This is a genomic window from Stenotrophomonas sp. TWI1409 (assembly GCF_039673015.1).
Classification (GTDB): Bacteria; Pseudomonadota; Gammaproteobacteria; order Xanthomonadales; family Xanthomonadaceae; genus Stenotrophomonas; species Stenotrophomonas maltophilia_A.
In genome coordinates this window covers 1-13,171 of record NZ_JBDJKU010000088.1, presented here as the reverse complement: position 1 = coordinate 13,171, position 13,171 = coordinate 1, and the positions used below count along the sequence as shown (strand labels likewise).

Sequence of the window (13,171 nt, the reverse complement as noted above, 5' to 3'; positions counted from 1 at the left end):
GGGGGCTGGCCCCGGGGGGGGGCGGGCCGGCCGCGGCCCTCACCCCATTCTCCCTCCCCGTCGGGGGGGGGCGCCCCCGCCCCCCCGACACTACCGGTTACTTCAGGTTGCCCAGCATCCAGTCCACGGTGGCGTGGATCTGTTCCTCGGTCAGCGCCGGGTTGCCGCCCTTGGGCGGCATGATGCCGCCATCCGGACCGGTATAGCCCTCGATGGCGTGCTTGTAGAGAGTGTCCTTGCCCTGTGCGATGCGCTTGTCCCAGTGCGAATGGTCCAGCGTCGGCGCCATGCCCACGCCGGTGGTGTGGCAGGCGGTGCACAGGTTGTCGAAGATGACCTTGCCGTCCTTGGTGCCGCCGTAGGCCACCTGCGAGGCGGCCTTGGCCAGCGCGGCGGCCTTGGCCGCAGCCTGCGCGGCGGCGCCGGTGCTGCCGGCATAGACCGCGCCGGTGGGCGAGATGCGCTGTTCGGTGCGCTTGGCCGCGGTCGGCGACACCTCGGGCGGAATCCGGGTGTGGATGTAAGCGGCAAGGAGGATGAGGCCGAGGGTGATGGTCGCCAGCAGCGCGATCACCATGGAGAAGCGTTTCAGGAACTCCAGATCGTAATTCCGCACTCTTCGTTACCCCTGGCTGATAGTCGTTGGACCACGGCTGAGCGACTGCGTGATGGACCGAGTATAGAACGCGCTTTGCGTGCGACAACAGGCGTCACTGCTGGTGCGGCGCAACATTCGGACCCGGTAGTGCCGGCCGCTGCCCGGCATCGCCAGCCCGCCGGATGGATCGTGCAGAAGCCGGCCAGCGGCCGGCTCTACCGGATTACCGGGCGCCGATCGCGCGCAGGCAGAAGCTGCAGATCGCATCCACCAGTGCGTCTTCGTCGCGGTGTGCTTCGCGGCTGGGCGCGGTGGGGCCGACCATCGCCTCGGTGAAGGCGCCGACCAGGCAGGCGGCAGCCACATGCGCGTCCTGTGCCGGCAGCTCACCGGCGGCCACGCCCTCCTCCACCAGCCGCAGGAACACGTCGCCGAAGGCGCGACGACCACGCATGCGCTCGGCTTCCACGTCCGGGTCGACCGGTTCGACGATGAAGGCATGCGCCAGCCCCGGCCCGGCCAGGGCGCGGCGGACGAAGGCGGTGATCGCCAACCGCAGGCGCTCGCTGGCCACCTCCGGGCCGCTGGCGATGCGCTCCATGATCGCGACCTCGTGGGCCACCGCGGCGTTGAGCACCTCCACGAACAGCTCGGCCTTGGACGGGAAGTGGCGGTAGATCAGGCCGGTGGACACCCCCGCCTGGGTCGCCACGGCGGTCACCGGGGCATTGCGCCAGCCGCCGGTGGCGACCAGCTCACGGGTGGCCAGCAGGATCCGTTCACGGGCCCCGGCCAGGCGTTCTTCCATCAGTGCAGAGCGTTTGTAGGCCATGTTTTGATTCTAGTTTCAATTTTTGAATTTGTATTCACTTCTTACCCGAACCCCGCTACGCTGGGGTCCAATCGCCCGTGCGGGCAGCGGTCCTGCAGACCGCCGCCCGCTCCCCCGCCGGGTGCGTCCATTTCCTGCCATCCCGCCGTGGAGCCACCACAATGCACGTGCCATCCCTGAACTTCGACCTTGGCGAAGACATCGACCTGCTGCGCCAGAGCGTGGCCCATTTTGCCGCCGCCGAGGTCGCACCGCTGGCCGCCGAGGCCGATGCCAGCAACCAGTTCCCGCTGGCCCTGTGGCCGAAGCTGGGCGAACAGGGCCTGCTCGGCCTCACCGTGGAAGAAGCATACGGCGGCACCGGCATGGGTTACCTGGCCCATGTGGTGGCGATGGAAGAAATCTCGCGTGCCTCCGGCGGCATCGGCCTGTCCTATGGCGCGCACTCCAACCTGTGCGTGAACCAGCTACGCAAGAACGGCAACGAAGAACAGAAGCAGCGCTTCCTGCCCGGCCTGTGCAACGGCAGCCTGGTCGGCGCGCTGGCGATGAGCGAGCCGGGTGCCGGTTCGGACGTGGTGTCGATGAAGCTGCGCGCCGACAAGCGCGGTGACCGCTACGTGCTCAACGGCAACAAGATGTGGATCACCAACGGCCCGGACGCCGACGTGCTGGTGGTCTATGCCAAGACCGACATGGAAGCGGGTGCCAAGGGCATCACCGCGTTCCTGGTCGAGAAGGGCATGAAGGGCTTCTCCACCGCGCAGAAGCTGGACAAGCTGGGCATGCGCTCCTCGCCCACCTGCGAGCTGGTGTTCCAGGACTGCGAGATTCCCGAAGAAAACGTGCTGGGCCAGGTCGGTGGTGGCGTGCGCGTGTTGATGTCCGGCCTGGATTACGAGCGCGTGGTGCTGTCCGGTGGCCCGCTGGGCCTGATGGCCGCGGCCATGGACGTGGTCATGCCCTATGTGCACGAGCGCCACCAGTTCGGCGAACCGATCGGCAGCTTCCAGCTGATCCAGGCCAAGATCGCCGACATGTACGTGGGCCTGGGCGCGTGCCGCGCCTACGTCTATGCCGTCGCGCGCGCCTGCGACCAGGGCCGCACCACCCGCCAGGATGCCGCCGGTGCCATTCTGTACGCCGCCGAGAAGGCCACCTGGCTGACCGGCCAGGCGATCCAGATCCTCGGTGGCAACGGCTACATCAACGAGTACCCGACCGGCCGTTTGTGGCGCGACGCCAAGCTGTATGAAATCGGCGCCGGCACCTCGGAGATCCGCCGCATGCTGATCGGCCGCGAACTGTTCCAGCGCACCCTGTAAGGCCAACGCGATGACCGTCCTGAACAGCCAGCTGCAACCGGGCAGCGAAACGTTTGAAAGCAACCGCGCCGCCATGCAGGCCGTGGTCGACGACCTGCATGCCACCCTCGCCCGCACCGCGCTGGGCGGCAGCGAAGCCGCGCGCGCCAAGCACACCGCACGCGGCAAGCTGCTGGTGCGCGACCGCATCGACGCCCTGCTCGATCCCGGCAGCGCCTTCCTGGAAATCGCGCCGCTGGCCGCGCACGGCATGTACGAAGACGCCGTGCCCGCCGCGGGCGTGGTGGCCGGCATCGGCCGCGTCAGCGGCGTGGAATGCGTGATCGTGGCCAACGACGCCACGGTGAAGGGCGGCACCTACTACCCGATGACGGTGAAGAAGCACCTGCGCGCGCAGGAGATCGCCGAGCAGAACCACCTGCCCTGCATCTACCTGGTCGATTCAGGTGGCGCCTTCCTGCCGCTGCAGGACGAGGTGTTCCCCGACCGCGATCATTTCGGCCGCATCTTCTACAACCAGGCCAACCTGTCCGCGCAGGGCATCCCGCAGATTGCCTGCGTGATGGGTAGCTGCACCGCCGGCGGCGCCTATGTGCCGGCGATGAGCGATGAGACGGTGATCGTGCGCGAGCAGGGCACGATCTTCCTCGGCGGCCCACCGCTGGTGAAGGCGGCCACCGGTGAAGTGGTGACGGCCGAGGAACTCGGCGGTGCCGATGTGCACACGCGCATTTCCGGCGTGGCCGACCACATGGCCGACAACGACCTGCAGGCACTGGCGCGGGTGCGCGCGATCATCGCGCAGTTGAACTGGCGCAAGCCGGAACCGGCGATGGCGGTGCAGGCCAACGAGGAACCACTGCTGCCGGCACACGAACTGTACGGGGTGATCCCGGCCGATACGCGCAAGCCCTACGACGTGCGCGAAGTGATCGCGCGCCTGGTCGATGGTTCGCGTTTCGATGAATTCAAGCCGCGCTACGGCGCAACGCTGGTGACCGGCTTTGCGCATCTGAACGGCTACCCGATCGGCATCATCGCCAACAACGGCATCCTGTTCTCCGAGTCGGCACTGAAGGGCGCGCACTTCATCGAGCTGTGCACCCAGCGCAACATCCCGCTGGTGTTCCTGCAGAACATTACCGGCTTCATGGTCGGCCGCAAGTACGAACAGGGCGGCATCGCCAAGGACGGCGCCAAGCTGGTGATGGCCGTGGCCTGCGCCAAGGTGCCCAAGTTCACCGTGGTCATCGGTGGTTCGTTCGGTGCCGGCAACTACGGCATGTGCGGCCGCGCATACTCGCCGAACTTCCTGTGGATGTGGCCGAACGCGCGCATCGGCGTGATGGGCGGCGAACAGGCCGCCAGCGTGCTGGCCACGGTCAAGCGCGATGGCATCGAAGCCAAGGGCGGCCAGTGGCCGGCAGTGGAGGAAGATGCATTCAAGGCACCTATCCGCGACCAGTTCGAGCAGCAGGGCCATCCGTACTACGCCAGCGCGCGCCTGTGGGATGACGGCGTGATCGATCCGGCCGACACCCGCCGCGTGCTCGCCCTGGCGCTGTCGGCCAGCCTCAACGCCGCCCCGCAGCAGACGCGCTTCGGCGTGTTCCGCATGTAACCCGTGCCATGACCGAGCCTGTTGCCATGTTCACCAAAGTCCTGATCGCCAACCGCGGCGAGATCGCCTGCCGCGTCATCGCCACCTGCCGCCGCCTCGGCATCGCCACCGTGGCGGTGTATTCCGATGCCGACCGCAACGCACGCCACGTGCGGCTGGCCGACGAAGCCATCCACATTGGTCCTGCCGCCGCACGTGAGAGCTACCTGCGCAGCGATGCCCTGCTCGACGCCGCACGCCTGACCGGCGCGCAGGCGATCCACCCCGGCTACGGCTTCCTGTCCGAGAACGCCGACTTCGCCGATGCCTGCGCCGCCGCCAGCATCACCTTCATCGGGCCGCCGGCCAGCGCCATCCGCGCGATGGGCGACAAGAGCGCGGCCAAGGCGCTGATGGCCAAGGCCGGTGTACCGCTGACGCCGGGCTACCACGGCGACCAGCAGGCGCCGGACTTCCTGCGCGCGCAGGCCGATGGCATCGGCTACCCGGTGCTGATCAAGGCCAGCGCCGGTGGCGGTGGCAAGGGCATGCGCAAGGTCGAACGCAGCGAGGACTTCGTCGATGCGCTGGCCAGCTGCCAGCGCGAGGCGGCCTCGGCGTTCGGCAACGACCATGTGCTGGTCGAGAAGTACGTCGAGCGCCCACGCCATATCGAGATCCAGGTGTTCGGCGACAGCCACGGTGAGGCGGTCTATCTGTTCGAGCGCGACTGCTCGGTGCAGCGCCGCCACCAGAAGGTGCTGGAAGAGGCGCCGGCGCCGGGCATGAGCGCAGAACGTCGTGCTGCAATGGGCAAGGCGGCAGTCGATGCCGCGCGCGCGGTGGGCTACGTCGGTGCCGGCACGGTGGAGTTCATCGCCGGCCCGGACGGCGATTTCTACTTCATGGAAATGAACACCCGCCTGCAGGTCGAGCACCCGGTGACCGAGTACATCACCGGCACCGACCTGGTGGAGTGGCAGCTGCGCGTGGCCTCGGGCCAGCCGCTGCCGCTGCGCCAGGAACAGCTGGCGATCCACGGCCACGCCATCGAAGCGCGCCTGTATGCCGAAGATGCCGACCGGGGCTTCCTGCCCTCCACCGGCACCCTGCGCCGCCTGCGCCTGCCGACCCCGTCGGCCCATGTGCGCGTGGATACCGGCGTGGAGGAAGGCGACAGCATCACCCCGTACTACGACCCGATGATCGCCAAGCTGATCGTCTGGGACGTGGACCGCGAGGCCGCACTGCGCCGCATGAGCCAGGCGCTGGCCGACTGCCAGGTGGTGGGCGTGACCACCAATGCCGGTTTCCTGCGTCGCCTGGTCAACACCGATTCGTTCGCGCAGGCCAAGCTGGACACCGCGCTTATCGAGCGCGAGCAGGCGGCATTGAGTGCAGTGGGCGACACGGATGATGCCCTGTGGCTGCTGGCCGCCGTGGCTGCGGTTGCAAGCACGGGCGGCGCCAGCACCGACGCGCGCGATCCGCATTCGCCGTGGCAGGCCCAGGACGGCTGGCGCCTTGGCGCATCGGCACCGCGCGTGCTGCCGCTGCAGCAGGGCGAACGCAAGCACACGCTGAAGGTGTGGACGCAGACCGATGGCTGGCGCGTGCAGTGCGATGACGCCGCGCCGGTGCAGGTGCTTGGCACGGCCGATGCGCAGCATCTGACCGTGCTGCTGGGCGAGCGCCGCTGGTCGTTGCAGCTACTGCGCGAAGGCGACCAGCTGTATCTGTTCGGCGCCGATGGCCAGCACCGCTTCACCCTGCACGATCCGGTGGGCGAATCGGACCACGCCGTGGCCGATGCCGGCAGCCTGCTGGCGCCGATGCCGGGCAGGATCGTCGCGACACTGGTCGCGGCCGGTACCGAGGTCAAGCGCGGCACGCCGCTGGTGGTGCTGGAAGCGATGAAGATGGAGCACACCCTGCAGGCACCGGCAGACGGCACGGTGAAGGGTTACCGCGCCAAGGCCGGCGACCAGGTGGGTGACGGTGCGGTGCTGGTGGACTTCGAAGCGGCGTGATGTGGCGGGGGCCGCGCGGGTTCAGACCGCGCGGTCCTCGGGATTCCAGATCACACCTGCCGGGTCCAGTTCGGTCGTGGTTATGGTCGGGGCGCGCCAGCCAAAACCGCATACGGCGAGGACGCCGTCGGAACGCGGATCTAGGCCAAATTCGTGCTCGATGGGCCAGGTCGCCGACGACGCCTCCGACCTGGACACCGCCCTGAAACTGTGTCGCAGGAACGTCAAGCTGGCCTCTCCGGTGCGCTCTTCCAACGTTTCTGGAACCACGGTGCCATGCCCAGCAGGACCACTGGCCTGTACCGGCTCGGCGCGCCTTGCTTGACGCTGCGCTGCGGCACGCTCGCGGTAGTCACACGTGGTTTAATCGGCGGACATTGACCCACATGGAGTGTTTCCGATGTCCGCAAAGTCCCCGATGACCACTGTCAATGCCGGTCGGCTGCTCGACCTGCTGTGTTCTGACGACGCCTTCCGCGCAGAGTTCACAGCCGATGCCGGCGCTGCGATGGCGCGGCATGGGCTGCAGGCACAGTCCGGCACAAGCCCCTGCGCCATCCACAACGTCCTGGCCAGCAAGGAAGAGTTCCAACAGGTGCGCCAGCAGATCGCCGCGCTCCTAGCCCAGCGCGCCGCATTCAATGTCCCCTTCATGTTCGAATCCGGGCATCTGCAGGGAAGCGTGCACCACTCCGCCGTACCGCAGGCCGCTTGAACGCCCCTCAATCCACTTCAGAGGTAAATCCGATGCTGCCGTTCACTCGTGCCCCGTTCTCCAGCGAACACACCACCACCGAGTCGCCGCGCTTTGAGCCGCAAACCGCCATTGCCCTGCTCGACCGCCTGTGCAGCGATGATGTGTTCCGTGCGCAGTTCAGCAGGAACCCGCTGCAGGCCTGCCGGCAGATCGGCCTGGCATTCGACTCGATGGCGCAGGTGCCGCCCTGCCTGAGCACCGGCAAGCTGGCCAGCAAGGAAGAGCTGAGCCAGGCCCGCGATGCCCTGGTGAACTATCTCTCCAGCCACCGCGCATCCATGACCGTGGTCTTCACCTTCGAAGCCGGTCACGTCCACCGCGTCATCCAGTAACACGCCCGACAAGGGGCGCTGGATGCTCCAGCGCCCTGCCGGGCCTGTTCAATCGCGGGCCTCGCGCTTCCAGACATGCCCCGCAGGGTCCAGCTCCGCCGTGGTCATGCTCTGCGCACGCCAACCGAATCCGCACACCGCCATTGCGCCGTCGACCATCGGGTCGAACCCCAGCAGCGACTCGATCTCCGTCTCATTGATCGCCGCGGTGACGAAGCCGCCCAAGCCATTGGCCGTGGCCGCTGTATACAGTGCCTGCGACACATGGCCGACATCCAGGCTAACGGCGCGATAGGCCTTGGCGTGGTTGCGGTACTTCCAGAAGTTGCGACCGAAACGGCAGACCAGCACCACCATGGCGTGGGCCGAAGCGAACCAGTGCTGGCCCGACAACAGGCGCAGGCAGAAATCGTCCAGCTGGGCGGGCTGTGCCTGTTGCCGTGCCAGCTCGTGAGCCACAGCATGGTAGTGATACAACCCAGGCTGCAGGCCATCGACCTTGCGCGCAATCACGTACGCTTCCAGCGGATGCAGGCTACCCGCGGACGGTACGTTCTTCTTCAGGAAGCGCACGCCGGGTTCGGTTTCTACCTGTGCCTGCGCCATCAGCACGTGCTGCATCATGCCCGCCAGCATCTCCAGCGATAGAGGCTTGTCCTCGGCGTAGTTGCGGCAGGTGGTACGTGCAGCCAACAGCTGTGCCACGGCATCGGGTGCCGCGACCGGCAGAGCGATGGCACCCGGCTGCCGCACCGGGGCTTCGGCCGGTGGCTTGCCGAGCTGCTGCACCAGGTCCTGTGCGGTCACCATCCGGTGCTTCTCCATATCGCCGGCACTGTCTACGCCCGCCCAGCGGGAATGGCGATGATGGATGGCTGACAAGGCCCACCAGTGTCCGTCGCGAACACGCTGGTCAGCCTGTCGCGCCGCCTCGGGCGCGCCCTTCTCGGCGATGAGCAACCCCGCCTCCAGCAGCGATGCCACTCGGGCGCGGTTCTGCAGGTCATCCGGCAAGACCTGCCAGCGCTCGGCGCTGGTCTGCAACAGCAACGCACAAGCGTCGGCATCGAGCGTCACAGGCTGATCGAGATGGGCAGCACGCACCTGCAACTGCTGCACGAACTCCACACCGGTTCCACCAGCCAGCAGGCTGTTCAGGGAGAACGATGGTTGTTCATCGGGAACAACAGCCAGCGCGTGGCATCGGCGGTACCGCGAAGAGGTCATCGACGTTCCTGTGGCAAATGGGATTCCGGCAATGTGCTGCCGGTGGAGCTGGGTAAGTATGGCCCAGTACCGCGTTCAAGACCCATCGATCCGCGCCGCTATGACTACGGTCAAAGGCACGCGCCACTTGTTCGACCTTCCCTGTCTCCTTGGATCCCACGCTCATGACCAACCGCAAATCCCCACTGTCCCTCGCTGACGCCACCACGCTGCTTGATCTGCTCACCACCGACGCAGACTTCCGCACAGCATTCAAGCAGGACCCGGCAACAGCCCTGCAGCAGATCAGTGTCGAGGCGGGTGCCGCCGCGCAGGGCTGCATGCTGTCCGCCGACCTGGCCTCCAATGAAGATCTGGCCGCTGCACGCGACAATCTGGTGCAGCAGCTGACCGAGCGCGCGGTGTTCAGCCATCCGCATTGCTTCATCGACGGTTCGCAGGCACCGACGCCCTGACCTTGGTGCTGATCGCTCAGGATGCGTCCGGTGAGAGGGCGCATCCCGGGCGTGATGGCCCACGCTGGCTGTCGCCTACATTCAATGCCTGCAACACGGACGAGCCTGCGAATTCGGTATAGGCGCGCCCGCGGTGCCGACGCATCCAGTCCAGCTGCGACTGCTGCTCCTGTATCGCGCCCTGTGCGGCGTAGGCCGCTGCCAGCACGCTGTGGACCTGGAACAGCTCGCTGCCATCAACCATCGCCTGCAGCATCTTGATTGCCTGCGCGCTGTCACCGGACAGATGCAACGCATTGGCCTTGACCACCGCCGCCAACTGGCGCGCACGTGGGTCGACGGCGTCGGCCGCCAATACGTCAAGCTCGGCCACCTGCCGGCCGATCGAGGATTGCAGGCCCAAGCGCTGTGCCGCATACAAGCTGGCCGCAGCGAAGTACAGATACTGTCCGCGTTCACCGTTTTCGGGGCGTGCCGCATTCCGCAGCAGCGCGCTGGCCTGCGTTGCGAAGTCGCGTGGCGCTACGCATCGAGCCGCCGCGGCGTGAACAGCCAAATTGACCGTGCCCAGCAGATCACATACGAAGGGACCGCCATTGCACCGGCCTGCGGACGCGACCGAGGCTGCCAACGCCTCCTCGAATCGCCCCTCATCAATGGCCAGTGAAGTCCCTTCCAGCCACCGTCCCGGCCCGTTCTCCGGCAACCGCGCCAGCACTGCACTGGCCTCTGCATTTCGCCCGGACACGGCCAGCGCCGCAACCAGCTGCCGGTTCGGGCGACCTTCGGCGAGCTGCATGGCACGATGCAGCGTTGCTACCGCCTCATCGACCTTTCCCCGTGCCAACTGGATGCGCCCGAGCAGCTCCAGCGTCACGCTGCGCAACGGGTTCTGCTCCACGTTGGCATGGGCAACGGCCTGCTCCGCCTTTTCGTAGTGGCCCAGCACGAACTCGGCCAGACCATGGTTGACGCTGGCCCCGTGATGATCCGGATACAGATCGGCCAGTACCTTCCAGGCCTCGCCAGCGGCGGATTCAGAACCGGACTCCAGCTCCACCTGCCATGCATCCAGATACAGGCCCTCACGCGTGCTCAGCCGATGACGCAGCGTCCTGACCTTGGTCAGCAAACCGCGCGCGTCCTCCAGTTGGCCCTGGCTGAACATCGATCGCATCTGCCCGACATAGGCCATGGCGAAGTCAGGATCAATGCGCGTTGCGATCTGGAAAAATTTCAACGATGACTCGGTCTGTCCGCGGCCATAGGCAAGCTGTCCGCGTGCGTAGGCATGCAGTGCGTCGAGGTTGGCTGTTGCCACCTGCGGCAACGGTGCCGATGTCTTGCCGATCTGCGCCATCGCTTCGCCCAACCGCGATCGCAATTGCACCACCACTTGGTCACTGGAGGTCAGCGCGGAAGGCAGGCCTTTGCCATCGGAATAAACCGAGTAGACGGTCTCGCCAGTGGCAGGATTGACGACATCGACGGCCACACGCAGCTGGCCGTGTACCTCACGGATCGAGGGATCGAGTACCGCGCGCGCGCCATCGCGCATTGCGATCTGGACAGCGGCGGCACGATCGATCTCGGTGTTTTCTGGCATCAACATGCGCGCCATGGTGTCGCGCGCCTTCATGTCGCTGATCACGTTTACGTAACGCGACTGCTCAAGCCCGATGCGCAACGCCTGGTTCAGGGCGTCGTCCAGGACCGGGTTATCGGTCAGGTTGCGCGCATCGGCCATCACCACCCAGTCGCGTTCGGCGAAGGCAATCGCCGGCTGTGGCCGGGCCAGCAGCCACAGGCCCAGCCCGACAGAGACAATCAGGGCCGCCTGCGCGGCCATCGCCAGCGGACGCCGCCAGACCGGAACATCAGGGCGTGCCTTGTCGCTGGCACGCGGCCGGGAAAGCATGCCCTTCCCCGCCACCGCCACGCCCAGCACTTCCATCGCTTGCGCCACACCGCGAAAGCGCCAGCGACCGAATGACCTCCACTGCAGGCGACCGCCCAGTTCACCCAGCTCCGTCGCTGCACGGCGCACCACCGATTCAGCAGCCGCCGACATCAGCAGTTGTCCGGGGGGAGCCAACTGCATCAGGCGCGCGGCCATCGGCTTGGCCAGGCCCTCCACCTCCACAGCCTTGGCTCCAAGCGCGATCGATTCCGAGCTGTTGTTCCACAGGATGACCTCACCCACGTGCAACCCGGCCCGCGCCTGCAGTCGGAGATCACGCGCCTGCCCCAGCGGCTGCAGGCCACGCTGGTAATCCAGGGCGAATCCGAGCGCATCAATCGGGCGCTCGAACAGCATGAACAATCCGTCGGAGCGGTCGATCAGCTGGCCGTGCCAGCGCTGCTGCAGCGCCAGCACCAAGCGGTCGTGTTCCTGGAACAGCTCGGCGGCAGCAACATCGCCGATGCGTTCGACTAGCAGCAGCGAATCACACAAATCGGTGAACAGCAGCGCACGTAGTTGCTGGTTGTGCGGCGTCGACGTTCCGTTGTCGCCATTCATCGCCGGTCTCTCCCGATCAAGGTATGTCCGCTGCATCCACCCAGCGCAGGCAGTTGCCACCATCGCGCTTGGCCTGGTACAGCGCGCGATCCGCGTTGGCGTACCACTCGCTCCAGCCCGCCTCCGGCGCCAGCAGGCTGGCACCGATGCTGACCAGGCTGACGTGCGGCGTGCCATGACTGCGTTCGAGCAGGCCATGCACCGCGCTGAGGATGAACTCGGCCGCGTGCTGCACGATCTCATGGTTGCCACGGCGCAGGATCAGGCAGAACTCATCGCCGCCGAGGCGGCAGGCCAGGTCCTGCTCACCGGCCATCGAGCGCAGGATGTTGCCCATGCTCTGCAGTACACGGTCGCCGGCCTGGTGGCCGTGGCGATCATTGATCTGCTTGAAGCGGTCGCAGTCGATCAGCAGCAGTGCCTGCGGCAACCCTTCGCCATCGGCGCGGCATTCCTGCAGGTACAGGGTGAGGCCACGACGGTTGTGCAGCCCGGTCAGTTCATCGGTACGTACCAGTTCACGGGTGTGGGTCAACTGGTGGGTGGTGATGTACAGGTTGTCCAGCGCGGTTTCCAGATCGTGGTTGCGCCGGCGCAGCTGGCTGATCAGCGCCTGCTCGTTGGTCAGCACGCGCATGATCGTACGGCGCAGGAAGTAGGCGACCAGGCCGGGATCGGATTCCACCAGGCGATGGAAGTCGGCCGGGCCCAGCTCCAGTACTTCACAGTCGGCCAGCGCGCGTGCACTGGCGCTGCGCAGGTGATCGCCGACCAGCAGGCCAAGCTCACCGAAGAACTCATGCTGGCCGAGCGTCTTGATCACCAGGTCCTCTCCGAAGTCCAGTTCGATCTGGCCTTGGAGGATCACATACATCCGTTCGCCGCGATGGCCACGCTGGAACAACCACTGTCCGGCATGAAGCTTGCATGGACGGGCAAATCTGGCGAACAATGCAACCTCGGCAGCGGAAAGCAGCGCGTGCACGATCTCGGCCATCGCCACCCGGGCGATACCTGACGTCACATCACTGTTCTCGGCCGCACCCCTGCCGGTCATTCCCTGCACCCGCCGCCAGCGTCCCCTGGTGAGCCGCGGAGCATAGCACCGCTTTAAAGTGTGCGCCCTATCTCATTTTGACCCGTCTGCCGATCTTGATTGATGTGAAGATCGGTGGTGGCCCGTTCTGGTCACGGGTGTCCGGGCAAAACCCCTGCTGGATCAATCCGATGCTGGATTTCACAGGCTTTCGGCCAAGTTGCCGGCACGCGGGGGTGCGCCTGATTGACGCTGGCTGCGCGCTGCTCCCTTGCATCGATACAACAACGCCGGCAGGTCCCCCGACCGGCCGGCGTTGTCTGGCCCTTCCCTGGCCACCCTGATCGGATTCCGAAGCTTCGGTAGCGCCGGCCGCGGGCCGGCTTGCCCGTGGTGCCCCAAGGATCACGAGGTTGCCGGCCCGCGGCCGGCCCGACCCCAACACCCCCCCCCGTCGC

The 13,171-nt window shown here is 66.6% G+C and carries 11 protein-coding genes and 1 pseudogene; 6 read left to right on the top strand and 6 right to left on the bottom strand.

Annotated features, from left to right (window positions below):
* Nucleotides 1-97: 97 nt before the first annotated feature.
* On the bottom strand, nucleotides 98-616 hold the full coding sequence (locus tag ABE423_RS19020) for a c-type cytochrome (protein WP_005407662.1): 519 nt from the start codon (nucleotides 614-616) through the stop codon (nucleotides 98-100).
* Between the two features lie 205 nt (nucleotides 617-821).
* Nucleotides 822-1,430: a TetR/AcrR family transcriptional regulator gene (locus ABE423_RS19015; RefSeq protein WP_005407661.1), complete on the bottom strand. Its 609-nt coding sequence runs from the start codon at nucleotides 1,428-1,430 to the stop codon at nucleotides 822-824.
* 161 nt (nucleotides 1,431-1,591) lie between these two features.
* On the opposite strand from ABE423_RS19015, the gene ABE423_RS19010 reads away from it, so the two are divergent.
* From ABE423_RS19010 to ABE423_RS19000, 3 genes are read left to right on the top strand one after another with little or no spacing between them, the layout of a single operon-like run.
* Nucleotides 1,592-2,755, top strand: coding sequence for an isovaleryl-CoA dehydrogenase (locus tag ABE423_RS19010; RefSeq protein WP_014035590.1), 1,164 nt, complete (start codon nucleotides 1,592-1,594; stop codon nucleotides 2,753-2,755).
* A 10-nt stretch (nucleotides 2,756-2,765) separates the two neighbouring features.
* Complete coding sequence (locus ABE423_RS19005; RefSeq protein WP_049400582.1) at nucleotides 2,766-4,376, top strand: carboxyl transferase domain-containing protein; 1,611 nt, start codon at nucleotides 2,766-2,768, stop codon at nucleotides 4,374-4,376.
* A 26-nt stretch (nucleotides 4,377-4,402) separates the two neighbouring features.
* Nucleotides 4,403-6,385, top strand: a complete 1,983-nt coding sequence (locus tag ABE423_RS19000) for an acetyl/propionyl/methylcrotonyl-CoA carboxylase subunit alpha (RefSeq protein WP_346487166.1) — start codon at nucleotides 4,403-4,405, stop codon at nucleotides 6,383-6,385.
* A gap of 21 nt (nucleotides 6,386-6,406) precedes the next feature.
* Here ABE423_RS19000 and ABE423_RS18995 read toward each other — a convergent pair.
* Nucleotides 6,407-6,532, bottom strand: a pseudogene (locus tag ABE423_RS18995) (putative peptide maturation dehydrogenase); the annotation flags it as partial.
* A 253-nt stretch (nucleotides 6,533-6,785) separates the two neighbouring features.
* Here ABE423_RS18995 and ABE423_RS18990 point away from each other — a divergent pair.
* Together ABE423_RS18990 and ABE423_RS18985 are read left to right on the top strand one after the other, a co-directional pair.
* The gene (locus ABE423_RS18990; protein ID WP_080355175.1) at nucleotides 6,786-7,100 is read left to right on the top strand and encodes an NHLP-related RiPP peptide; all 315 of its coding nucleotides are present in this window, start codon (nucleotides 6,786-6,788) and stop codon (nucleotides 7,098-7,100) included.
* 32 nt (nucleotides 7,101-7,132) lie between these two features.
* Nucleotides 7,133-7,474 (top strand): NHLP-related RiPP peptide, encoded by a 342-nt coding sequence (locus ABE423_RS18985; RefSeq protein ID WP_346487163.1) that lies wholly within the window; start codon nucleotides 7,133-7,135, stop codon nucleotides 7,472-7,474.
* A gap of 48 nt (nucleotides 7,475-7,522) precedes the next feature.
* On the opposite strand, the gene ABE423_RS18980 is transcribed toward ABE423_RS18985, so the two are convergent.
* A complete protein-coding gene (locus ABE423_RS18980; RefSeq protein WP_125895447.1) occupies nucleotides 7,523-8,701 on the bottom strand; it encodes a putative peptide maturation dehydrogenase in 1,179 nt (392 codons plus the stop codon).
* A 164-nt stretch (nucleotides 8,702-8,865) separates the two neighbouring features.
* Between ABE423_RS18980 and ABE423_RS18975 the strand changes: the two genes are divergently transcribed.
* Nucleotides 8,866-9,156, top strand: a complete 291-nt coding sequence (locus tag ABE423_RS18975; protein WP_012509741.1) for an NHLP-related RiPP peptide — start codon at nucleotides 8,866-8,868, stop codon at nucleotides 9,154-9,156.
* 16 nt (nucleotides 9,157-9,172) lie between these two features.
* Here the strand turns inward: ABE423_RS18975 and ABE423_RS18970 are convergent, their stop codons facing one another.
* Nucleotides 9,173-11,677 carry a putative peptide modification system cyclase gene (locus ABE423_RS18970; RefSeq protein WP_346487161.1) on the bottom strand — a complete coding sequence of 835 codons (2,505 nt, stop codon included), beginning with the start codon at nucleotides 11,675-11,677 and terminating at the stop codon, nucleotides 9,173-9,175.
* Nucleotides 11,678-11,693: 16 nt separating this feature from the next.
* Nucleotides 11,694-12,734 (bottom strand): GGDEF domain-containing protein, encoded by a 1,041-nt coding sequence (locus tag ABE423_RS18965; protein ID WP_253145767.1) that lies wholly within the window; start codon nucleotides 12,732-12,734, stop codon nucleotides 11,694-11,696.
* Between the last annotated feature and the right edge of the window lie 437 nt (nucleotides 12,735-13,171).